General features: G+C 68.8%; 19 protein-coding genes. 7 read left to right on the top strand and 12 right to left on the bottom strand.

What is annotated here, in order from left to right:
- Positions 1 to 149 precede the first annotated feature (149 nt).
- The 3 genes from L324_RS10780 (at position 150) to L324_RS10790 (ending at position 5,124) form a co-directional block, all read left to right on the top strand.
- Positions 150 to 2,021 (top strand): glycosyltransferase, encoded by a 1,872-nt coding sequence (locus L324_RS10780; protein ID WP_081736291.1) that lies wholly within the window; start codon positions 150 to 152, stop codon positions 2,019 to 2,021.
- 74 nt (positions 2,022 to 2,095) lie between these two features.
- The gene (locus L324_RS10785; protein ID WP_081736303.1) at positions 2,096 to 2,866 is read left to right on the top strand and encodes a class I SAM-dependent methyltransferase; all 771 of its coding nucleotides are present in this window, start codon (positions 2,096 to 2,098) and stop codon (positions 2,864 to 2,866) included.
- 20 nt (positions 2,867 to 2,886) lie between these two features.
- Positions 2,887 to 5,124, top strand: coding sequence for a hypothetical protein (locus L324_RS10790; protein WP_152546793.1), 2,238 nt, complete (start codon positions 2,887 to 2,889; stop codon positions 5,122 to 5,124).
- Here the strand turns inward: L324_RS10790 and L324_RS10795 are convergent.
- The 9 genes from L324_RS10795 to L324_RS10835 all read right to left on the bottom strand — a co-directional run bounded on the left by L324_RS10795 (position 5,079) and on the right by L324_RS10835 (position 16,171).
- Positions 5,079 to 5,588: a DUF6292 family protein gene (locus L324_RS10795; RefSeq protein WP_051173844.1), complete on the bottom strand. Its 510-nt coding sequence runs from the start codon at positions 5,586 to 5,588 to the stop codon at positions 5,079 to 5,081. The genes L324_RS10790 and L324_RS10795 overlap by 46 nt on opposite strands.
- Positions 5,589 to 5,772: 184 nt before the next feature.
- Positions 5,773 to 6,567 carry an ATP-binding cassette domain-containing protein gene (locus L324_RS10800; protein ID WP_051173845.1) on the bottom strand — a complete coding sequence of 265 codons (795 nt, stop codon included), beginning with the start codon at positions 6,565 to 6,567 and terminating at the stop codon, positions 5,773 to 5,775.
- A gap of 241 nt (positions 6,568 to 6,808) precedes the next feature.
- The gene (locus L324_RS10805; protein WP_235783499.1) at positions 6,809 to 8,257 is read right to left on the bottom strand and encodes a rhamnulokinase; all 1,449 of its coding nucleotides are present in this window, start codon (positions 8,255 to 8,257) and stop codon (positions 6,809 to 6,811) included.
- Between the two features lie 23 nt (positions 8,258 to 8,280).
- A complete protein-coding gene (locus L324_RS10810; protein WP_037306120.1) occupies positions 8,281 to 10,311 on the bottom strand; it encodes a bifunctional rhamnulose-1-phosphate aldolase/short-chain dehydrogenase in 2,031 nt (676 codons plus the stop codon).
- Positions 10,308 to 11,483, bottom strand: coding sequence for an L-rhamnose isomerase (rhaI, locus tag L324_RS10815; protein WP_037306121.1), 1,176 nt, complete (start codon positions 11,481 to 11,483; stop codon positions 10,308 to 10,310). The genes L324_RS10810 and rhaI overlap by 4 nt, the downstream gene beginning before the upstream one ends.
- A gap of 45 nt (positions 11,484 to 11,528) precedes the next feature.
- Complete coding sequence (gene rhaS / locus L324_RS10820) at positions 11,529 to 12,602, bottom strand: rhamnose ABC transporter substrate-binding protein (protein ID WP_051173846.1); 1,074 nt, start codon at positions 12,600 to 12,602, stop codon at positions 11,529 to 11,531.
- Positions 12,603 to 12,607: 5 nt separating this feature from the next.
- A complete protein-coding gene (locus L324_RS10825; RefSeq protein ID WP_037306123.1) occupies positions 12,608 to 13,624 on the bottom strand; it encodes an ABC transporter permease in 1,017 nt (338 codons plus the stop codon).
- Positions 13,617 to 14,642, bottom strand: coding sequence for an ABC transporter permease (locus L324_RS10830; protein ID WP_037306124.1), 1,026 nt, complete (start codon positions 14,640 to 14,642; stop codon positions 13,617 to 13,619). The genes L324_RS10825 and L324_RS10830 overlap by 8 nt, the downstream gene beginning before the upstream one ends.
- Positions 14,639 to 16,171, bottom strand: coding sequence for a sugar ABC transporter ATP-binding protein (locus L324_RS10835; protein ID WP_037306125.1), 1,533 nt, complete (start codon positions 16,169 to 16,171; stop codon positions 14,639 to 14,641). Before L324_RS10835 ends, L324_RS10830 begins: the two co-directional genes overlap by 4 nt.
- A gap of 130 nt (positions 16,172 to 16,301) precedes the next feature.
- Between L324_RS10835 and L324_RS10840 the strand changes: the two genes are divergently transcribed.
- On the top strand, positions 16,302 to 17,354 hold the full coding sequence (locus L324_RS10840; RefSeq protein WP_081736293.1) for a LacI family DNA-binding transcriptional regulator: 1,053 nt from the start codon (positions 16,302 to 16,304) through the stop codon (positions 17,352 to 17,354).
- A 117-nt stretch (positions 17,355 to 17,471) separates the two neighbouring features.
- On the opposite strand, the gene L324_RS42260 is transcribed toward L324_RS10840, so the two are convergent.
- From L324_RS42260 to L324_RS10855, 3 genes are all read right to left on the bottom strand, one after another.
- Complete coding sequence (locus L324_RS42260; protein ID WP_152546794.1) at positions 17,472 to 17,777, bottom strand: hypothetical protein; 306 nt, start codon at positions 17,775 to 17,777, stop codon at positions 17,472 to 17,474.
- 246 nt (positions 17,778 to 18,023) lie between these two features.
- Positions 18,024 to 18,743: an SGNH/GDSL hydrolase family protein gene (locus L324_RS10850; protein ID WP_037306127.1), complete on the bottom strand. Its 720-nt coding sequence runs from the start codon at positions 18,741 to 18,743 to the stop codon at positions 18,024 to 18,026.
- Complete coding sequence (locus tag L324_RS10855; protein ID WP_328286147.1) at positions 18,740 to 19,285, bottom strand: non-reducing end alpha-L-arabinofuranosidase family hydrolase; 546 nt, start codon at positions 19,283 to 19,285, stop codon at positions 18,740 to 18,742. The genes L324_RS10850 and L324_RS10855 overlap by 4 nt, the downstream gene beginning before the upstream one ends.
- Before the next feature lie 225 nt (positions 19,286 to 19,510).
- Between L324_RS10855 and L324_RS10860 the strand changes: the two genes are divergently transcribed.
- From L324_RS10860 to L324_RS10870, 3 genes are all read left to right on the top strand, one after another.
- On the top strand, positions 19,511 to 20,041 hold the full coding sequence (locus L324_RS10860; RefSeq protein WP_037306129.1) for a MarR family winged helix-turn-helix transcriptional regulator: 531 nt from the start codon (positions 19,511 to 19,513) through the stop codon (positions 20,039 to 20,041).
- Entirely contained in the window at positions 20,038 to 21,198 is a 1,161-nt protein-coding gene (locus L324_RS10865; protein ID WP_037306131.1) for a cytochrome P450, read from the top strand. Before L324_RS10860 ends, L324_RS10865 begins: the two co-directional genes overlap by 4 nt.
- Before the next feature lie 120 nt (positions 21,199 to 21,318).
- Complete coding sequence (locus tag L324_RS10870; protein ID WP_037306132.1) at positions 21,319 to 23,370, top strand: NACHT domain-containing protein; 2,052 nt, start codon at positions 21,319 to 21,321, stop codon at positions 23,368 to 23,370.
- The last annotated feature ends 7 nt before the right edge of the window (positions 23,371 to 23,377 follow it).

Consider the following 23,377-nt stretch of genomic DNA (forward strand, 5'->3'; position numbering starts at 1 on the left):
CAGGCACAGCAACGGGCGACGTGGCGGCAATGCCTTTTCAGGGCAGGCAATCCGGTCGTGTACGGTCGTCCGGGTCCGCGGTCGCGGAACCGGATCGAGGAACGCATCCGACCCTGTGCGCAAATGGTCTTCATCGTGATGGCAATCAGATGAGCGGGGAGGGAACGACACTGAAAGATCGACCCGAACGGATATCGCCGATCGCGTTGTCCGCGGAACGTCGGCCAGTGCAACGGACTTTGTTCACACCACCGAAGGACCTGCAACCAGAAAGCCTGTACCACACCGTCGAGCGAGGTGCGGCCGTAGCGGACCGAGCCCGCATCACGCTGGAACCGCATACCTTTGTCACCACGAACACCTTTTTCGGCAGATTCCCCGCGAGCTACTGGCAGCGCTGGACACGGATCGAAAGGATCACGGTCCAAGCCGAGGTACAGGGCACCGGGCGAGTGCACCTGATGGCTTCCGACAGCACGGGCGAACAGCGCGCCGTCAGCAGTGCGCGGGTGTCGGCGGACACCATGCGGACGGTCGAACTCGCGGCGACCCTCGACCGCTTCGTCGACGGCGGGGCGCTCTGGCTCGATTTCGCCGCCGCGGCGGGCAGGCTGACAGTCGCCGATGTTCGCTGGCGGGTGGGAGTGCCCGGCACGGGCGGCGGGACCCGGCTGGTGATCTGCACGTTCAACCGGGCCGACGACTGCCTCGAGACCTTGCTCGCCGTCTCGGCGGACAAGGAGTGCCTGGCCGCTCTGGACACGATCTATGTCGTCGACCAGGGGGACGACCCGCTGGAGTCCAGAACGGCCTTCGCGCCCGTGCGTGCCACGCTCGGCGCGAAGTTGCGCTATCTGCGCCAACCCAACCTCGGTGGCGCCGGCGGGTTCGCCCGGGGCCTGCACGAAGCGAGTGCCGACGTCCCGGAGTCGCCCGGTGTGCGGCCACCGGTGTTGCTGATGGACGACGACATCGTCCTGGAACCCGACACGGTATGCCGTTTGACCGGTTTCGCCGCGCTCACCGCGAAGCCGACCATCGTCGGCGGGCAAATGCTGCAACTACTCCACCCGGAACGGCTGCACGTCTCGGCGGAATACGCGGATCTGGCCGGTTTGCGGGCGGGACGGCCGACACCCGGCGCCGTGCACGACGCCGACATGACCACCACCAGCCAGGACGCGCGAGTCGACGCCGAATACAACGGCTGGTGGTCCTGCCTGATCCCGCAGCAGGTGGTGGCCGAGATCGGTTATCCGCTGCCGGTGTTCTTCCAATGGGACGACATCGAGTACGGGCTGCGTGCCCGCGCGGCCGGCCACCCCACGGTGACCTTGCCGGGCGCCGGTGTGTGGCACGCGGACTTCTCCTGGAAGGACTGGGACGACTGGCCCCGGTACTTCAGCGTCCGTAACGCTCTGATCGTGGGTGCGCTGCACGGGAACCTCCCTGGGCCGGGAACCGCGGTCCGGCTGTTCACGGATCTGTGCCAGGCTCTGACCGCGATGCGCTACGGCCTGGCCCTCACCCTGCTCATGGCGGTGGAAGACTTTCTGAAGGGGCCCTCCTGTCTGGCGGACGGCGGCGTCGAGGCACTCGCCACGATTCGCAAGGTCCGCGCCCAGTACCCCGAAACCGTCCGGCATCCCGCGTTCGGCGCACCCGAGGTGGCGATCGTGCCGCCCGAACCGACCCCGTCACGTCCTGGTCTGGTTCTCGTCAAGCGGATGACCTGGCATCTGCTCGGCCGGTCACGTGGGCAGGCGGCGATCAAGGCCGGTGACGATCAATGGTGGCACGCGTCGCTCTTCGAGAGCGTGGTGGCCACCGACCCTTCCCAGACCGGGGTCAAGGTTCGCACTCGCGATCGAGCGCTGCTGCGCCACCTGACGTTTCGCGGATTACGCGTGTTGTGGCGATTGGTCCGCCACGGGGATCGTCTGCGGCGGTCGTACCGCGCCGCGATGCCCGAACTCACCGGCCGTGAGAACTGGACCAGATTGTTCGATCTCGCCGACTGACCCACTCTTCACTTCACTGGAGGTCTTTCGTGTTCACCCGGATCCACCGTGTACTGCGGGCTTGGCTCTTGCGGATGGTCGACGAAACCGCGGAGCGGCAACATGCCCGCACGGAGCTACTCGTCGAGCGAATCGGCCGCGAGCTGCGCACCGACGTCGAAGCCATCGTCCGCCGTGAAACGGATCGCCTCGCCCAGGCGCTGCGAGACGTCGAGTTCCGGGCGCGCCGGGACATCGACGCGGCGGGTGAGCGGAACGCGGTCTCCGCCACGGAGGAATTCGTCCGCGAGCACTTACCGACCGCCACGACGTTTCCTCATCCGCGAGAAACCCTTCAGTACGCACTGGACCTCGCGCCTGCCGGCGGTATGGCGCTGGAGTTCGGTGTCTACAGCGGCAGTACGCTGAAGGTCATCGCCAATGCCCGTGCCGGACACGAGGTCTACGGTTTCGATTCGTTCCAGGGACTACCTGAAGACTGGCGACCCAATATCCCGGCGGGTGCGTTCACCGCGGAACGACCGCCCGAAGTGGACGGCGCCGAACTCGTCGTCGGCTGGTTCGCCGACACTCTCGCCGGTTTTCTCGACGAGCATCCCGGGCCGGTCGCGTTCCTGCACCTGGACGCCGATCTGTACTCCTCGACGAAATCGGTGCTGGATCACGTGGGACCCCGGCTCAGGCCGGGCAGCATCGTCTTGTTCGACGAGTACTTCAACTATCCGGGATGGGAAAAGCACGAGCATCGCGCGTGGCGCGAGTACGTCGAACGCAGCGGTACGGAATTCGACTACCTCTGCTACACCTCGAACAACGAGCAGCTCGCCGTCCGGATCACCGGCTGATGAGCGGAGCCGGCACACCGATGTCCAGTACGCCGACCGAAAACGACGTCGAAGAACGAACAGGGCACCGGCAGGACACCCCGGCGGACTCGCGAGCGGAGGTCGGCCGGAACCGTCCGGAGTGGATGGTTCTCCTGGGAGTCGGCCTCGCCGCGGTCATCCTGTTCTCCGTCCCCTACTGGCTGAATCCGTTCTTCTACTACGTCGGGGACAATCCGGAATCGTTCACGCCCCTGTGGCACCACCTGGGTGAGCAACTACGAGCCGGACACTGGCCCGTCATGGATCCCGCCGGATGGTACGGCGGTAACCATGCCGCCGAGGGCGAGTACTCCGTGGTGAACCCCGTCCAGCTGCTGAACTACATCGTCGTGTCCTGGTTCGACGATCTGGCCGCCGCCTCGGCGGTGGTGATGATCGAGTTCCTGGCCTTGCTCTCCGCGGGCGTCTACCTGCTGTGCAGGGATTACGGCGCCGGGCGGGTACCGGCGGCGGTGCTCGGCCTCGGCATGCCCGCCGGTGGATTCACCCTCTACTACGCGGCGGCGGGATGGCCGCTCGAACTGATGGCGTTGACCTGGGTCGCCTGGTTCTGGTGGGCGGCGCATCGGTACACCCGGGGACGGCTCAACCCGTTCGTCCCGTTCCTGCTCGGCGCGCTCGGGATGACGACCGGGAACCCCTATGCGGCGGTGGGACTGCTGATCGTGCTGCTCGGCCTCACGGTCGAGCTGCTGGCACGGAAGCGGTACCGATTGCTGGCGCACCTGGCGGTTCTCGGCACACTGGTCGGCGCTTCCGGTGTGGTGGTGTTCCTGCCCCTCGCCGAGGTCCTGGTGGTGACCGACCGGCGGCATCTCGCGATGGTCTCCAACGACGCGTTCCAGGTTCCGCACCTCGGGGATCTCCTCGCCTCGAGCGCGCCCACCTACCTTCCCGCGATCGTCAACTGGAACGGTGCCGTACGGGAGACCCTGCCGTCCACGTATTTCCTGTGGTTCGCCGCGCCTCTGCTTCCCTGGTTGCGTTTCGGGGCGCTGCGCCGTCCGACACCGGCGATACGCGGGCTGCTGGCGATCAGCCTCGGCTTTCTCGCACTGACCCTCGCACCGTCCAATGTCTGGCTGTTTCGGTGGCCCATCCGGATGGTGGAGTTCCTCTATCTCGGTCTCGCCGTCCTGCTCGCGATCCTGTTGTCGGCGGGCCTGGCCACGAGCCGGGCACGCGCTCGAACCGTCATGACGGTCGTACTGGTCGCCGCGGGCGGTTATCTCTCCACGGCGATCAGCCCGGAAATCCTTGGGCTGCACCTCGGCGCCACGGTCATCGTCCTTCTCCTCGTGGGCGGGGCGATCCTGATCCACCGGCGATTCGGACGGCGAGCGTTCGGCGCGGCGCTCGCGGCGGGCACGCTGATCGTGCTGACCGGTCAGGCCGCCACCCTGCCGGTCGAGAACTCGGGTGCTCCCACCAGGCCCGCGGTCTCGGTGTCGCAGGTCCGGCAGAACACGACGTTCGCCGTAGGCACCGTCCTTCAACTGGCCGCCCCGGAGACCGTCCGCACGCGGGACTACGCCGACGGCGACCTGCTGTTCGGCAACGGGAGCCTTCTCCGCGGCCGGGAAACGATCAATCGCTACAGCGGGGTCGGATTCGCCGCGCTCAACTCGGCCCTGTGCATGAACTACAAGGGCGTCACCTGCGCCGACGCCTACGAGCGGCTGTGGCGCCCGGTGCCCGGCACCACGGTTCCCCTGGTTGACGCGCTGCGCGTGCGCACGCTGATTCTCCAGCGAGCCCTGCTCCCCACCGTGGCCGACCGGCCTCCCCCGGCCGGATGGCACGTCGTGGCGACCGACGAGGTACGCACCGTATGGGTCCGTTCCGATCCGCTTCCGCACCCGGGACGCGTGTCCTGGGTTTCTCCAGGCTTGTCGGTGGACTCGGCGGACGTGAACGCGGAGAACGAAACGGTCACCTATCGGGCGCCCGACAACGGCGGGCGTCTGGTGTTCGCCCGGCTCGCGTGGCCGGGGTACACCGCCACGGTCGACGGAGCCGATGCCCCGAGCGCGGTGGTTCACGAAATCGGAGCCGGTCTCGTCGCCGTCGACGTGCCTCCGGGCCGGCATGTCGTGCGTTTGGAGTTCCACGAGCCCGGACTGCGACCCGGCCTCTGGATCCTGCTCGTGGCGCTGGCCGCCGCGCTGGCTCAGGCCGTGGTCCGGAAAAGATCGTTCTGGTCGGATTCGACCTGACGACCCGCGTGGGACAGCTGCGCGGTAGCCCTTCCCCACCGATCTCGGCGATAACGCGAGACCCGACCCAGAAGGCTGTCCCGGTCACTGTGCAGATCCGGAGGCGTCGAAACGGGGACCGGGCCGCCGAGCGCGTGTATCCGCGCCACGAACGCGGCGATCCGGGCCGGGGCCGGCACGAGCTCGCACCCGAGGTACGCCAGTACCAGCAGGTCCTCGCCGGAGTGTGTCTCCATCGCGAACGACCAGCCATGCCGCTCGTCCCACACCAGCGCGGTGTCGCGATCGGGATGGCGGGCAAGCCGTCCCTCCATCGCGACGTAAGCGGACAATGGCGTGTCGAGGTCGACTGTGCACGACTCTTCACCGACACCGAGAGCGGCGCCGACGGCGGCCAGGTAGTCGCTCAACACGTGCAGCGTTTCGTATTCACTGTCGATACCGGTAAGCAGGGGAATCACCATCCGTCGTTCCGGGTTCGCGCACCGGTCGCGGTCTGGGCGCCTCCGGCGGCGTCCCGAAGCTACGGCCGGCGTGGCGTCACCGGCTGTCGGCGTTCGTCCCTCCCGCGAAGGACTTTGGTCACCTGAACTCCGCAACCCGGCAGACGAATACGACGACAGTGAGCTCAGGAAGTCGAACGGGACCTCATGACGGCACTGCGGCCCGCTCGAGACAGCCGGCGGTCATCAGCTCGACGACAGACTCCTTGGTGAGTTCGGCGGTCCGGCGCACGCTCGCCATCCGGCCCAGGTACAGCACGGCTATACGGTCGGCCACCGCGAAGACATCGTTCAGGTTGTGGGACACCATGAGCACTCCTAACCCCTTCTCCGCCAGGCGCCTGACCAGGCGAAGGACGACTTCGGTCTGCTGGACCCCCAGGGCGGCCGTCGGTTCGTCCATGATCACCAGCTTGGAGTGCCACAGCACGGCCTTGGCGATCGCGACCGCCTGGCGCTGACCGCCGGACAGTGACCCGACCGGCTGGCGAACCGAGGTCACCGTCGTGACGCCGAGGCTGTGCAACGTCTTCTTCGCGGCCTCCTCCATACGATCTTCGTCGAGTGTCCCGAACCGCACGGCTTCCCGTCCGAGGAACATGTTCTGCACGATGTCGAGGTTGTCGCAGAGAGCCAAATCCTGGTAGACGGTTTCGATGCCGAGTTCCGCGGCGTCACGGGGGCCACGGATACGCACCGGCTCGCCCTGCCACCAGAGCTCACCGGCGTCCGGGACGTGAATGCCCGCGACACATTTGATCAGCACGGACTTGCCTGCTCCGTTGTCGCCGACGAGCGCGGTGACCTCGCCTGCCGGGAGGTCGAGGTCGACTCCGGCCAGGGCCTGCAACGGCCCGAACTTCTTGACGAGACCCCGGACGCGCAGCAAGGGCGTGGCCTCTGCCGGGATCTCCGCTCTCCGTCCGAGGTCGGCGGTCATGATCGCCTCAGGGGTTCGCCGGCTCGCGGGTACTGGTCACCGGCCCGAGTCTTCTCGGTCATCACCGCTCCTCCCGGGGAAGGTCATTGAATAGTGCTTCTCCGTGATTCCAGCCAACTCCTGCTGACGGCTTCACGAAGCCGTCCTTGCACCCGATCCGGCGGGACCAAAGACCTCCTCGAACGGACTCCTCGACGGCGGGGTGCCCGAGATCCCGTCGCCGCGAGTACCTGAATGCCTCTTACCGCCTCAGGCGGGCGTCGGCGGCGTCCCAGTCGGCGCCCCGGTCTGAGGGCGGATACCGCCGCGGCGGATGCGTCCGCCGGACCAGCGCCCGCATCGCGGTCAGGTCCGGCAGGTCCTCGCCCAGGGTCCGGGCCTGCACGAGCACGTTGCCCAGGGCGGCGGCCTCGACCGGACCGGCCAGCACCGGCACGCCGCACGCGTCCGCGGTCAGCCGGCACAGCAGTTCGTTGCGCGCTCCGCCGCCGACGACGTGGACGACGTCGACCGTCCGGCCCGTCAGTTCCGCGGCTCGGCGGACCGTGCGGCGGTAGGCCAGCGCGAGACTGTCCACAATGCACCGGACGATCTCGCCACGGGTGGACGGCGGCCGCTGCCCGGTCTCCCGGCAGGCCCGCGCGATCCGGGACGGCATGTCCCCCGGCGGAAGGAACGTGGCCGCGTTGACGTCCACCACCGCGGCCAGCGGCGGTGCTTCGGCCGCCTCCGCGAGCACTTCGGCCAGGTCGGCGCGCTCGCCGCGCGCGGCCCAGGTCCGGAGCGTTTCGGTCAGCATCCAGAGGCCCATCACGTTGCGCAGGAAGCGGATCCTGCCGTCGACGCCGGTTTCGTTGGTGAAGTTCGCGGCGAACGCGGCGTCCCCGAGTTCGGGGGCGTCGAGTTCGAGACCGACGAGCGACCAGGTGCCCGACGAGATGTAGGCGAAGTGCGCGCCGGGTTCGGCGGGCACGGCGACCACGGCCGACGCCGTGTCGTGGGACCCGACGGCGACCACGGGCACCGGGGGCAGCGCGAAGTCGTCGGCCGGCTCTGGCAGCAGGGTGCCGATCCGCTCCCCCGGCTCCCGGAGCGGGGGCAGCAGGCGCGGCGGGATCCCGGCCCTGGCGGCGAGGCCCACCGCCCAGGTCCGCGCGCGGACGTCGTAGAGCTGGGTCGTCGAGGCATTGGTCCGTTCCGCGCCGGCCTTCCCGGTCAGCCAGTAGCCGAGCAGGTCGGGGATCAGCAGCATCGTCTCCGCCGACGCCAGTCTGTCCACTTCGGACACCAGCTGGTAGAGCGTGTTGAACGGCAGTTGCTGCACTCCGGTGACGTCGTAGAGTTCCCGCGCGGGGATCGTCTTCACGACCCGGTCCGGCACCCCGTCGGTGCGGCTGTCCCGGTAGTGCACCGGATTGCCCAGCAGCCTGCCCGAGCCGTCGAGCAATCCGTAGTCCACCGCCCACGAATCGATCCCGATCCCGGACAGCCCGCCACCGGCGTGCACCGCCTGGATGCCGTGCAGCATCTCGCGATGGATGCCCAGCACGTCCCAGTACAGCGTCGCGCCCGCCCGGACGGGGCCGTTCGGGAACCGGTGCGCCTCCTGGAGAGTGAGGTGTCCCGGCCCGGCCGACCCGGCCATCACCCGTCCGCTGGACGCGCCGAGGTCGACGGCCGCCACCCGCAGCACCGACACCGCCTTCTCCCGTCTCAGCGAAGGAACGCGGCCGCCACACCCGCGTCGACGGGCACGTGCAACCCGGTGGTGTGGGTCAGGTCGCCGCCGGTGAGCGCGAACACCGCCGCGGCCACGTGCTCGGGCAGCACCTCGCGTTTGAGGATCGTGCGCTGGGCGTAGAACGCGCCGAGATCCTCTTCCGGCACGCCGTACACCGCGGCCCGCTGCGCGCCCCAGCCACCGGCGAAGATGCCCGAACCACGGACGACCCCGTCCGGATTGACGCCGTTGACGCGGATACCGTGCCCGCCCAGCTCGGCGGCGAGAAGACGGACCTGGTGCGCCTGGTCCGCCTTCGCCGCACCGTAGGCCACGTTGTCCGGACCGGCGAACACCGAGTTCTTCGACGAGATGTAGACGATGTCACCGCCGATCCCCTGCGTGACCATCGCCCGCGCGGCGGCCCGTGAGACCAGGAAGGACCCCTTCGCCATGACGTCGTGCTGCAGGTCCCAGTCCCGTTCGGTGGTCTCCAGCAACGGTTTGGAGATCGACAGGCCCGCGTTGTTGACGACGAGGTCGATACCGCCGAAGGCGAGCACGGTGGCGTCCACGGCGGACTGGACGGCGGCGGCGTCGGTGACGTCCGCGGTCACCGCGACGGCCTGGTCGGTGCCGCCGATGCCCGTGGCCACCCTTGCCGCCGCCTCCGCGTCGAGGTCGGCGATGCACACGCAGGCGCCCTCGGCCGCGAGCCGCTCGGCGATGGCCTTGCCGATCCCCGAACCGGCACCCGTCACCAGCGCGATCCGCCCCGCGAGGGGTTTCGGCTCCGGCATCCGCCGCAACTTCGCCTCTTCCAGTGCCCAGTACTCGATCCGGAACTTCTCGCTCTCCGGGATCGGCGCGTAGGAGGACACCGATTCGGCGCCGCGCATCACGGTGATCGCGTTGACGTAGAACTCCCCCGCGACCCGCGCGGTCTGCTTGTCCTTGCCGTAGGAGAACATGCCGACGCCGGGGACGAGCACGATCGCCGGATCGGCGCCGCGCAGGGGCGGGCTGTCCTGGGACGCGTGCCGCTCGTAGTAGGCGCGGTAGTCCGCGCGGTAGGCCTCGTGGAGTTCCTTCAGCCGCGTGACGACGTCGTCGAGCGGAGCGGTCGCGGGCAGGTCGAGCACGAGCGGCCGGACCTTCGTGCGCAGGAAGTGGTCCGGGCAGGAGGTGCCCAGCGCCGCGAGCGGCGCGAGCTTCTCCCGTGCCAGGAAGTCGAGCACCGCGTCGCTGTCGGTGTAGTGCCCGACCTGGCGCAGATCCGTCGAGGCGAGCCCGCGGATCACCGGTGCGAGCGCCGCCGCCCGCGTATGGCGCTCGGCCTCGGGCAGCGGTTCGAAGCCCGGCACGATCGCCCCGAACGGCTCGGCGTTCCCGCGTTCGGCGAGGAACTTCTCGGCCGTGCGGATGATCTCCAGCGAATTCCGGTGGCACTCTTCGGAAGTCGCGCCCCACGCGGTGATGCCGTGCCCGCCGAGGATCACGCCGATCTTCCGCGGATCCGCGGCGTGCACCGCGGCGATGTCCAGTCCCAGCTGGAATCCCGGCCGCCGCCAGTCCACCCACGCCACGCGGTCGCCGAAGCATTCCTTGGTGAGTGCCTCGCCGTCGGCCGCGGTGGCCAGCGCGATGCCGGAGTCCGGATGCAGATGGTCGACATGCGCGGCGCCGACGAGCCCGTGCATGGCGGTGTCGATCGACGGCGCCGCCCCGCCCTTGCCGTGCAGGCAGTAGTCGAACGCGGCGACCATCTCGTCCTCACGCTCGACACCCGGGTAGACGTCGGCGAGCGCGCGCAGCCGGTCCAGCCGCAGCACGGCCAGCCCGGACTCGGTCAACGTGCCGAGGTCACCCCCGGAACCCTTGACCCACAACAGTTCCGTCGGCTTCGCGGTGACGGGGTCGAGCACTCGCTCTTTCGCCGAGGTGTTGCCGCCGGCGTAGTTCGTGTTGCGCGGATCGGCGCCGAGCGCGTTGCTCCGGGCGACGAGTTCGGCGGGTACGCTCATGCTCCCCACCCCGCCTGCGTACCGTCGGCCCGTTCGGCCACGATCTTCTCCTGGTATCCGCTGCGGTGGTAGGCCGCGATCGGGTCGGGGTCGAGTCCGGCCTCGGTGCGCAGTTCGGCCAGCAACGGCCGGACGTCGGTGTTGTAGGCGTCCATCACGATCGCGTTGGCCTCCAGTACCTCGCCGTCACGCTGCGCGGCCCGCAGCGCGTCCCGGTCCACCAGCAGTGCCTTCGCCGTGGCCTCCTGGACGTTCATCACCGAGCGGATGATCGCCGGGATCTTCGCCTCGATGTTGTGACACTGGTCGAGCATGAAGTTGATGCCGTACGCGGGATCCAGCGCGTCACCGCGGACGATCTCGTACATGATCCGGAACAACTGGAACGGATCCGCCGCCCCCGCCATCAGATCGTCGTCGGCGTAGAACCGGGAGTTGAAGTCGAACGCGCCGAGTTTGCCCGCGCGCAGCAGGAACGCGACGATGAACTCGATGTTCGTCCCGGGCGCGTGATGCCCGGTGTCGATGCACACCGTCGCCTTCTCGCCCAGTTCCAGGCAATGCGCGTAGGAGGTGCCCCAGTCCGGGATGTCGGTGGCGTAGAACGCGGGCTCGAAGAGTTTGTACTCCAGCAGCAGCCGCTGGCCGTCACCGAGCCGGTCGTACGTCTCCCGCAGCGCCGCCGCCATCCGGTCCTGCCGGTCGCGCAGGTCGTCCTGGCCGGGATAGTTGATACCGTCGGAGAACCACAGCTTCAGGTCGCGCGATCCGGTGGAGTCCATAATGGACACCGCCGCCAGCAGATGATCGGTCGCCTTGCGGCGCACGACGGCGTCCGGGTTGGTCACCGAGCCGAGTTTGTAGTCCTCGTCCTGGAAGACGTTCGTGTTGATGGCCCCGATCTCGATGCCCAGGTCTTTCGCGAAACCGGTGAGCGCGCCGAAGTCGTCGACCCGGTCCCACGGGATGTGCAGGGCGACACTCGGCGCGGCACCGGTGAACCGGTGCACGGTCGCCGCGTCCGCGATCTTCTCTTCCGGCGTGCGCGGCACACCTGCCTGGGGGAACACCTTGAACCGGGTGCCGGAATTGGCGTACGCCCACGACGGTGTCTCGATCCGCTGCTTCCGCAGTGCGGCTTTCACGGCGGTGAGGTCGGGCAAGTCGATCACGTCTTTCCTCGTCGAGCGCCGGTCAGGCGCTGTGGAACACCCCGGTCAGAAGTCGAACTTGTCGATGTTCGCCGCGTCGAACGTCGTCGGCGGGCCGAGCACGATCTCCCCGTTCGCGCCGATGGTGTACTCACCGAGCTTGCCCGCCTTGAACTTCTGCCCCTCGGTGCCGGTGATCTGCCCGGAACTCAACGCCACACCGGCGTACGCGGCCAGGTAGCCGATGTCGGCCGGGTTCCACAACGCGAACTGCTTGACCGTGCCGTCCTTGACGAAGGCGCGCATCTGGTTCGGGGTGCCCAGCCCGGTGACCGCGACCTTGCCCTTGTAGCTCGACGAACTCACATACCGGGCCGCGGCCGCGATGCCGACGGTCGTCGGCGCGACGATGACCTTCAGGTCCGGGAACGACTGCAGCAGGCCTTGCGCCTCCTGGAACGACTTCTGGTCGTCGTCGTTGCCGTAGGCGACCTTCACCAGTTTCAGGTTCGCGTACTCGGGTTTGGCCAAGGTCTGCTTGGCGACCTCGATCCAGGCGTTCTGGTTGGTGGCGTTGGGGGTCGCCGACAGGATCGCGATCTCGCCGGACCCGCCGGACAGCTCCTTCGCCTGCTTCACCAGCTGCTCGCCGATGCCCTGGGTGGTGGCCTGGTTGATGAAGACGTCACGGCAGTCCTTGGCCGCGTCGGAATCGAACGCCACGACCTTGATCCCGGCTCCGCGTGCCTGGTTGAGCGACGGGCACACCGCGTTCGGATCATTCGCGGCGATGCCGATGACGTCCTGCCGCTGTTGGATGAGCGTGTTGATGTAGCTGACCTGGGACGACGCGCTCGCGTCGTTCGGGCCGACCAGTTTGTACTCCCCCTTGAGTTCCTCCAGCGCCTGCTTGCCGCCGCCGACCTCGATGTCGCTGTAGGGGTTGTTGAGCTGCTTGGGCAGGAACGCCATCTTCACCCCCTCCTTCGCGGCCGCGCCCGGATCCGCGGTGGCGGTGGACCGGTCGGGGCCCGGGCCGGCGGTGTCGTTCTTGGTGGTACCGCCGCAGGCGGCGAGCACGACCACCAGTCCGGCCGCGGTGAAGGCCGAAAGGACGCCGGTGAGGAATGGACGCGTCATTGTCGTCAACCTTTCTGGGGCGGAGATGCGGTTCGCCGTCCGCGCCGGATTCCGGCGCGGACCGACGAGAGCAGATTGGGCAGGAGCACCGAGACGATCAGCAGCACACCCGTCACGATGTTGAGCGCTTCGTTCGACACGTCCTGCAGGCGAAGGGCGTTCTGCAGGGTCGCCAGCAGCACGACACCGGCGAGCACCCCCGGCAGCGTGCCCTTGCCGCCGAAGATCGACACCCCGCCGAGCAGCACGGCGGCCACCACGGCGAGTTCGAGGCCGAGGCCGTTGTCGGCCCGCGCGCTGGAGTACCGCAGCGTCCACAGCACCCCGGCCAGGCCCGCGATCGCCCCACCGGCCACGAACAGCCAGAACTTCAGCCTGCCGGTGCGGATCCCGGCGAACCGCGCGGCCTGTTCGCTCGCGCCCGCCGCGAACACCCCGCGCCCGGTCGGCGTCGCGTGCAGCACCACCCCGAAGATCAGGGCCAGTACGACGAGTGGGATCAGGACGTTCGGGATCGGTCCGCCGCCGAGGGTCCCGGTGACCCAGCCGGTGTAGTCACGCGGGAAATCCGCCACCGCGCCGTCGCCGAGCACCACGAACGCCAGCCCGCGATACAGCGCCAGCGTGCCGATCGTGACCGCGAGCGACGGCAGCTTGAACACGGTGACGAAAACGCCGTTCAGCGCGCCCAGTACCGCGCCGAGGCCGACGCACAGGGGCATGATCGTCTCGATCGGCAAACCGCTGTCCCACAAGGAACCCATCACGGCCGAGGTCAGCCCCAAGGTACTGGCCACCGAAAGGTCGATCTCGCCGGTGACGATCACGAACGTCATCGGCAACGCCACCAGCGCGATCGGCAGCAGGTCCAGCAGCAGGAACGTGAAGTTGCGGCCGGTGCCGAAGTTCTCGACCGTGCCGGAGGCGATCAGCAGCACGACGACGGTCACCATGATCACGGCGGCGTCCCAGCTCGCCAGCCTGGACAACCACGGAATACCGGACTGTGCCCGCTCAGACATGGGAGTCCCTCTTCTTCAAGGCTTTCGCGACCCGGACCGCGACCAGCCGGTCGGCGCCGATGGCGAACAGGATCAGCGCGCCGACGATCGCCTGCTGCCAGAACTGGTCGATGTCGAGTACCGCCAGCGCGCTGCCGATCACGGTCAGCAGGAGCGCGCCCAGACCCGCGCCCCACGCCGAACCGCTGCCGCCGAACACCGCGACCCCGCCGACGACGGCGGTCGCGACGACGGTGAGCTCGTATCCGGATCCGGCGGCCGCGTCGACGGTGCCGAAGCGCGCCGCGAACAGGACCCCGGCCAGGCCCGCGAGCGCACCACTGGCTACGAAGGCGGCGCTGGTGTTGCGGCCTACCTTGATCCCGGCGAGCTTCGCGGCCTCCGGGTTCGAACCCATCGCGTACAGCTCGCGCCCGGCACGGTAGTCGCGCAGGAGAACGGCGGCGGAGACCAGGACGGCCACCGCGATCAGCACCAGCCACGGCACGCCCAGCAGCGTCGCGGTCCCGAAGCCGAGGAACGAGGGCGGCAGCTTGTCGGCGTTGATCTGCTGCCCGCCCGCCCACAGGTAACAGACCCCGCGGAAGGCGTACAGCGTGCCGAGGGTGACCACCAGTGCCGGCACCTGGCCGAACCGGACGAGGGTGCCGTTGATCAGGCCGCAGACGGCGCCGAGGGCCAGGCCGGCCAGTACCGCCACGATCACCGGCAGACCGGGGTTGTCCCGCATCAGCGAGCCGACCGCGAACGCCGACAGGCCCAGCACCGAACCCACGGACAGGTCGATGTTGCGGGTGATCATCACGATCGACTGGCCGACGGCCAGTACCGCGAGGATGGCCGTGCCGAGCAGGATGTCGCGGATGCTCTGCCCGGAAAGGAACCGGGAGTTCTGCGTGGCGGTGAACGCCACCAGTGCCACGAGGGCCAGGGCGATTCCCGACTCGCGGGCTTTGAACACCGTGCCGAGCACCGAACGCTCCGGAGGCCGGGGTGCCGCCACTTCGGTCGCGCTCACGCGGCGGCTCCCTGTCCCATCGCGGCGAACATCACCGAGTCCTCGGTGGCCTCGGCGCGCGGAAGTTCCGCCACCATCCGGCCTTCGCGCATGACCAGCACCCTGTCGGCCATGCCCAGCACCTCGGGCAGTTCCGAGGACACCATCACCACGGCGACCCCCTCGGCGGCCAGTTCCGACATCAGCCGGTGGACCTCCGCCTTCGTGCCGACGTCGATCCCCCGGGTCGGCTCGTCCACGATCAGCACCCTCGGCGCCGTCGCGAGCCATTTGGCCAGCACGACCTTCTGCTGATTACCGCCGGACAGCGTTCCGACGGCGTCGGTCAGACGGCGGTACCGAGTGCGTAGCCGCTCCGTCCAGTGCCGCGCCTCCCGCCGTTCCCCCGCGCCGCTGAGCAAGCCGAGCCGCGCCAGCGCCCGCGAACGCGGCAGTGTCACGTTCCGCTCGATCGACAGGTCCATCACCAGGCCCTGCTGCCGCCTGTCCTCGGGCACGAGCGCCATCCCCGCGGCCATCGCCGCGCGGGGCGAACGCGGCCGGATCCGCTTGCCGTTCAAGCGAACCGAGCCCGTGTCGCGTTCGTCCACCCCGAACACCGCCTGCACGACCTCGGACCGGCCCGAGCCGACCAGCCCGGCGAAGGCGACGATCTCCCCGGCGCGGACCGAGAAGGAGATGTCCCGGAAGACACCGGCGCGGGACAGGTTCTCGACCTCCAGGACGACCGCGCCCGGTTCGACGTCCTGTTTGGGGAACAACGCGTCGAGGTCGCGGCCGACCATGCGGCGCACCATGTCGTCGACCGTCAGGTCCCCGGCCGGATCGGTCGACACCTGCCTGCCGTCGCGCAGGATCGTCACGCGACCGCACAGTTCGGTGATCTCCTCGAACCGATGCGAGATGAACATGATCGCCGCGCCCTCGTCGCGCAGCGTCCGTACCACCGAGAACAGGCGCTCGACCTCGACCAGGCTCAACGCCGCCGTCGGCTCGTCCATGACCAGCACCCGCGCGTCGGCGCTCAGCGCCTTCGCGATCTCGACGATCTGCTGATCGGCGATCGACAGCCCGCGCGCCGGCCGGGCCGGGTCGATCCGCACCCCGAGCCGGGCGAACAGCCGCCGCGCCTCGGCTTGGACGGCGGCGTGGGCGATCCTGCCGAAGGCGCGGCGCGGATGGCGGCCCATCACGATGTTCTCCGCCACCGACAGATCCGGGAACAGGGTCGGCTCCTGGTAGATGACCGCGATACCGGCGGCCTTCGCGTCGGCGGGCGAGGCGAAGGCGACCGGTTCGCCGTCCAGCACCAGCGTTCCGGAGTCGGGCCGGTGGACCCCGGCCAGCATCTTGACGATGGTCGACTTGCCCGCGCCGTTCTCCCCGACCAGGGCGTGCGTCTCCCCCGCGTACAGGGGGAACGACACCCCGGCGACCGCCGCGACCGCGCCGAACGACTTCGTCACGTCGCGGACCTCCAGCAGGGGCACGCGACCCGGCTCGTCGGCCGACCGATCCTGCCGCCCCATCGCGACCTCCGGATTGAAAGGTTTCACAAGCCTGGAGCGGTGAAGCTACTATGGCCTGAAAGGTCAAGTCAACGACTAGCCAGGACCGCTTGACCGCTGCATAGTGTTACGTTTCAACAGAGAGGTGCCGATGACCGACCGAGGCTCGAAGGAAGCCCGACTCGAGACCCGGGCGGCGGGCATCAAGGATGTCGCGGCCGCCGCCGGTGTCTCCCTCGGCACGGTCTCGAACGTGCTCAACCGGCCCGACCGGGTCAGCCCCGGTACCCGCGCGAAGGTCGAAGCCGTCATGGCCGAACTCCGCTTCGTGCGCAACGAATCGGCGCGCCAGCTGAGAGCCGGCCGCAGCCGCGTCCTCGCCTACGTGATGCTCGACGGCAGGAACCCGTTCTTCACCGACGTCGCCGCCGGGATGGAGGAGGCCGCCGGCGCGGACGACCTCTCGCTGTTCCTCTGCAACAGCGCCAATCTTCCCGGCCGCGAGAAGGCCTACCTCGACCGGCTCGAAGAGCAACGGGTCCAAGGCATCCTGATCACCCCGGCCGATCCGGACTCACCGCTGCTCGACGAAATCGCGCGCCGCGGCACCCCGGTCGTCATCGTCGACCGCACGCGGGACACCGCCACCCACTGCTCTGTCGCGGTCGACGACGTCTACGGCGGCGAGATCGCGGTGCGGCACCTGATCGAACAGGGCCACGACCGCATCGCGTTCGTCGGCGGCCAGACCGCGCTCGGCCAAGTGCGCGATCGCCGCGAAGGCGCCCTTCGCGCGCTTGCCGAGGCAGGTCTGGGACCGGATCACCTGATCGACATCACCAGCCCGACGCTGACCGTCGCCGACGGCCGCAACGCCGGCGAACGCCTGGCGGGCCTGCCCGCGCCGATCCGCCCGACCGCCGCCTTCTGCGTCAACGACCTGCTCGCGCTCGGCCTCCTGCAGGCCTGCGCCACCCTGCGCGTGAGCGTCCCCGGCGACCTCGCGATCGTCGGCTACGACGACATCGAGTTCGCCTCCGCGGCGGCGGTCCCGCTCACCTCGGTACGCCAGCCACGCCACCAGCTCGGCCGCACCGCCGCGGAACTCCTGATGGCGGAGACCACCGAACCGGCTCACGAGCACCGGCAGGTCATCTTCACCCCGGAACTCGTCGTGCGCGCCTCCACACGCCGCCGCGAGTGACCGGTGGGCCGGGGTGGTCGACTCCTCATGAATCGCGCTGACAGCACGGCGATCGCCGTGTCGGCAACCGTGTTCATCGACAGAGCGGAACAGGCAGATCGCCCCGGACCGACCTTGTCACCCACGCGGTTTGCGTTTCTTCAGTCGATCGAATGCCAGCGCAGCGCCAATCCCGGCGAGACCGAAACACATGATCAGCGTGCGCCCCTCGTCCCAGAAGTCACCCGTTCCCGTCCCCTGGACAAGACGTCCGATTCCGGCCAACGTGAAGACCACCGCAGCCACGCCACCGATCATGATCAGAACGACATCGACAGGTGTCCGTTCCTTGGCGACAGGTGTCCGCTCCCCGGGAGTTCCGAACTCCCGTGCTGCTTGCCGCTGTTTGCGGTTCATCGGCTTGCGAAGCTGTTCGTCGGTCATGCTGGATACACGTCCGTCGCGCCTCGCGGGTTGCCGTGTTACCTCACCGTTACAGCCAGGAGCGGCTGTGACCGGCGCGCCATGGAGGGGCTGAAGGGCGCTTTCCCCGCATCCCATGCGACGAAAGCGCCCTTCACCGCATCTGACGCGAGGAAAGGGCCCTTCAGCCCACGCAGCCGGTACAGGACCTCGTGAGTGGTAAGTGCCGTTAGAACGACACTTACCACTCACGACCCACCGGCTCGCCTAACCGACCGCCACGCGCGGGTTCCCGATGCTTCCCGGAACCGACAACAGGGCGCGGTACCAGACGGCGGCCATCTTGTCGTACCCCGTGGCGTTCGGATGGACGCCGTCGGGGAGGTCCGCGGCGGTCACCGCGCTGTGCTGGTCCACCAGGTGCACACGCTTGCCCGCGTTCACCTTGTCCCGCACGATCCCGGGCAGCGCGTTGTTGAACGTCCGCACGGTGGCGTCACCACTCCCCCATCCCAGCGGGATGAGCTGCGCGACGAACACGTCGGCGGTGGGCGCCGTCGCGGTGATGTGGTCGATCAGCGCGGACAGCCTGCCCGGCGCGCCCGCCACGTTGTAGTTCTGCAGCACGTCGTTGGTGCCGATGTGCAGCAGCACCGAACGCGGCCGGTAGGTCCGCAGCCAGCCGGTGATGTTCGCGTCGATCTGGTCGATCCGCCAGCCGGGGTGACCTTCATGGTCGTGGTCCCAAAGACTGCCCGGCCCGTTGAACTGCGAGCCGACGAAGTCGTTGGTGTACCGGCCCGCCGCCAGCCGTTTCCAGAGGCCGATCCGGTACCCGCCGGGGTCGCCGGTCCCGTAGGTGATCGAGTCGCCCAGTGGCATGATCCGCACGCCCCCGTTCGATTCGGCGTGGCCGGCGCCCGGCAGTCCGGTGATCGCCACGACCACGGCCGCCGCGACGGCCAGTACTTTCGCGCGTGTTTTCATCGTCGGCTCCCGTTCAACAGGTGGAATTCGTCTGGGTGAGGAGATCGAGCCGCCAGGGCAGGCAGCCTCTCGCCGTGACTGACGTCCTTCGTCCACTGCCTGCCGGGGAACGTCACATTGTTGGCCCGGGCGAAGGGATTGCTTTCGCTGGCGGCCAGCGGCCTGAACGTGCCGTTGATACTCGACGACGTCCAGGAACGGAAGTACCGGCGGCCCTCGGATCCGATCGCCTCCACCAGCATCAGGTACTGGTTCTGCCCGGCGATCTTGTAGCTGTTGCCGGCCTCGAACAGATTGTGCGCGTTCGAATCCTGCATCGCGATCACGGTGTCGGTGAAGCCGTTGGGGAAGTTCGCCATGGTGGTCCGCGAACGGTACAGATGCCCGTTGTCGTCGGAGGAGAACAGGTAACAGTTGGCCGTGTCCGGGTTTTCACGAAACCTCCTGCGGGCAGGGAAAGTAAGCCGGTGGCGGCCGAAACTTTCGCCATCGGGCGGAGAAAATCGCTGAGTGACGAAAGTTTCGCTGACACTGTTAGCGATAACATTCCGTCGGAGTTGTCAGCTTAACGTCTCGTTCACATCGTGACAACGGTCGATGACCACTCCCTCACGCGCGACGAGCCTGATCATCCACTGTGGACGGACATCGCCGACATCGATGACAGCACCCCTGACCTGGGAGCGATCCCAGCTCACGCCGGCGAACATCACCGTGACCCCGCGGCCGCTCGCCATTTACATCGCTTTCGATGTATCGTTTCCGATATGAAGGCCAGTGAGCTGTACCTGCTCGGCAAGCACCTGATGGAGCTGGCCTCCCAGGGCATGCGCGACGACACGGATCCGGAGGCCCCGGAGATCTACGACCTACTGATCTCGGTGCTCGTCGAAAGTCCGGGCATGTCGATCGGTGAGCTGACCGCGCGCACCGGTTTCGCGCAGAGCCACGTGTCCGCCGCCGTCGCGAAGATGCGCGACGAAGGTGCCGTGGTGACGGGCCCGGATCCGGCGGACCGGCGGCGGACCCTGGTCACGCCGGTCGACGCCCTGGTCGAGGTGGTGGCCCAACGGCAGCAACGGGACGCCGAACAGGTCATCGCGGCGGCGCTCGCCGAACTCGATCCGGACGCGGAGGCGGTCGCGGCCCGCGCGGCGCGCCTCACGCTCGCGGCGGAGGAGCTGTACCGGGTACTGACCGCCCGAGCGCTGGGCGTGAGCGGTGACGCCGTCTTGATGCCGCTGAACTCACTCAGCGAGAAAGCGACCGAACGACCCAAGAGAAGGGGGAGATCATGACAGGGGAGAGTGATTACCCGTTCGCGGAGGCGGACCCCTTGCGGTGCCCGGCGGAATTCGCCCGGCGGCAGGACGAGGAACCCGTCGGCCGCGTGCGGCTGGCGTCCGGGGAGGACGCCTGGCTCGTCACCCGCCACGCCGACATCCGGGCGGTGCTGGCCGATCCGCGGTTCCGCCCCTGGATGCCCGGGACTCCCGCCACCGACGGAGAGCAGCTGCTCTTCACCATGTCGGGCCCCGGACACGCGCGGTTGCGCCGCATCGCGGCCAAGGCGCTCACCCCTCGCCGGGTCGAATCGCTCCGGCCGCGGGTGGAGGTCCTCGCGGCGGAACTGGCCGCGAAGCTGATCGCGCAAGGCCCGCCGTCCGACGTGCTGGCCGGGTTCGCGATCCCGTTCGCCCTCTCGGTGATCGACGAACTTCTAGGCGTCCCGGCGGCGGCTCGCGACGATCTGCGGACCTGGACCGACGGGATCGTCGCGGTGTTCACCGCCCCGGATTACGCGGAAATGGCCGACGCGGCGCGGAATCTGGGCGGATACCTCGCGGAACTGGTCGAGTCGAAGCGGAAATCGCCCGGTGACGACCTGCTGACCGGGCTCATCGAGGCTCGGGACGACTCCGGTGACGCCCTGCGCCCGGACGAGGTCACCCATCTCGCCTTCGCGATCATGATCGCCGGCTACGTCCCCTCCGCGAACGCACTGGCCCAGGCCGTACTACGGCTCGCCGTCGCACCGGAACTCCCCCGCGACCCCGCCGCGATCCCCGCGCTGGTCGAGGAATTGCTGCGCCAGGACCAGGGTTCCGCCGCCGATCAAGGACGGGTGGCGGCCGAGGACGCCGAAATCGGGGGAACGCCGATCCGCGCCGGAGAGTTCGTCCTCTCGCCGCTGCGAGCGGGCAACCACGACCCCCGGCGGTTTCCCGCGCCCGAATCGGTGGATCTCACTCGCGCGCCGGGTCATCTCACCTTCGGGCACGGGCCCCATCACTGCCTTGGCGCGGCCCTGGCCAGGCTGGAACTCCAGACCGGTCTCACCGCGTTGCTGGCCGCCGCGCCGCGCCTGCGACTGGCCGTCCCCTTCGGCGAACTCGCGTGGCGGCGGATGTTCCTCACCCTCCAGGGCCCGGTCACCGTCCCGATCGAGTGGTGAAGCTGAAGGACGCTTTCCCCTCATCGCATGCGGGGAAAGCGCCCTTCGCCGCGTGAGATGAGGGGAAAGGGCCCTTCAGCCGCATTGAACGCGACGCCGCCGCCGGGTTGAATGACCGCTATGCAACGCAGGATTCTCGGGCCCGCGGTCATCTGGTTCCTGCTCGCGTCGGTGATGGTCTGGGTGATCATCCGCTACGGCGCGGGACCGGTCACCGCGGTCTCGGGCGTCGTCCTGGCGTTGGTGACGGCGGCGCCCTTCGCCCCGGCCGTCCGGCGCTGGTGGCTGTGGTCCGGTGAGGCGAGTACGCCCAGCCAGATCGACGACGCGGCTCTCGTCCTCCGGGAAACGGTGCGCAAGCAGTGGACCGAGGAGGCGGGACGACGGCACCAGTTCGCCGAAGAAGACCGGATGGCCGTCCGGTGGGAGGTCGTGTCGAGGCCCGCGCCCCGCGCCGGGGCCGAGAACCTGTTGCCGGACAACGGTTCCCTCGAAATGCTCCTTGAAGCGTACGAGGCACGGCCGTGGCCGATGATCGTGGTGGGCGACGCCGGATCGGGCAAGACCGGGCTGTGCGTCCTGCTCACCCTGGAGCTGGCGAAAAAGGAGGCGCAGCAGCGGATCCCGGTGCTGTTCCAGCTCGCGTCGTGGAATCCGGCGGAGAACTTCGAGCGGTGGCTGCTCGGCAGGCTGAACGAGGACTACCCGTTCCTGAACGACGAGGCGCGCTGGGGTGCCACCGCGGCACAGGACCTGCTGACCGGCGAACGGCTGCTGCCGATCCTCGACGGCTTCGACGAACTGTCCGAGGAAGCCCGCAGCGCGGTGATGCGGACCGTCCGTGAAAGCCCGGTGTTCGTCTCACCGTTCGTCCTCACCAGCCGGACCGCCGAATTCGCCGACGCGGCCGGGAAACGCACGGTCAGCGGCAAGACCGTGGTACGGCTGCTGCCGATCGACGACGCCGCGATGGGCACCTACCTCCGTGAGGTGTTCAGCACCGACATCGACCGCTGGCTGCCGGTGCTCGACGAGATCGAGCGCAGACCGGACGGACTGGTGGCCACCACCCTGGCGAAACCGTTGATGCTCTTTCTCGCGCGCACGACCTACGAAGGGCCGGACCGGTCCCCGGCGGACCTGCTCGATCAGCACCGGTTCGGCACCGCCGACCAGCTCGAACACCATCTGCTCGACAGCTTCGTGCCGACCGTGTTCGCGCGAAGGTCCAGGCCGCTGGTGCACAACCCGGCCCGGCCCTCCGGGCATTGGGGCCCGCGCCAGGCCGAGCGGACGTTGACCTTCCTCGCGCGGCACCTCAGCTCCGGCAGGAAGGAAGGCGACCGGGGCACGACGGACCTGAGCTGGTGGCAGCTGTACCGGCTGGTGCCGATGACCGTGTTCGTCCTGACCCCGGTCATCCTGGGCGCCGCCGGCTGCGGGTTGCTGGGCTGGTCGGTGTTCAGCCTGTTCGGGCGCCCGGTGTTCGGGCTCGTCTTCGGGCTTTCGATCGGCTTGCTCGGCGGATTCGCGCTCGGCGTGATCCGGCCGGAACCACCGATGCGGTTCGTCCCGAGGGCACCGCGGTGGAACGCGGCCGGACGTCGTTCGTTGCTGCAGGACCTCGGTTTCGGCGTGACCGGCGCGGCCGCGGGCGGCCTGATCGCGGGAACCCTCGCCACCCCGGTGCACGGCCTGATCAGCGGCCTGATCTTCGGCCTCACCTTCGCCATGGTCCGGCGGTTCACCCGTCCGACGGAGCCGAAGTCCGCGGTCACCCCGCTCGGCGTCCTGCGCAGCGACCGGGCGGCCGTCGGCTACGGCGTGGCCGTCGGCGGTTTCGCCGGTCTGGTGGTCGGTGTCGCCGGGAGTATCGCGGTGCCGGAACTCGCCGCACAGCTCGCCTTCCGGATGAACCCGGTGCAGCAAAGCCTTTTCGGCGGTTTCGTGGGCATGGTGCTCGGTGGCGGCGGGCTGGGGATGATGGTGCTGGCCAGCAGCGCCTGGGGGCATTTCGTCACCGCGCGGATCTGGCTCTTCGTCATCGGCGCCACGCCGCTGCGGCTGATGCGGTTCCTCGACGACGCGCACAAGCTCGGGGTGCTGCGGCTGACCGGGCCGCACTACCAGTTCCGTCACGGACTGCTTCAAGACCGGCTGTCCGGCGGCTGAAGTCGTC

This window comes from Amycolatopsis orientalis DSM 40040 = KCTC 9412 (assembly GCF_000478275.1).
In the GTDB taxonomy this organism is placed as follows: Bacteria; Actinomycetota; Actinomycetes; order Mycobacteriales; family Pseudonocardiaceae; genus Amycolatopsis; species Amycolatopsis orientalis.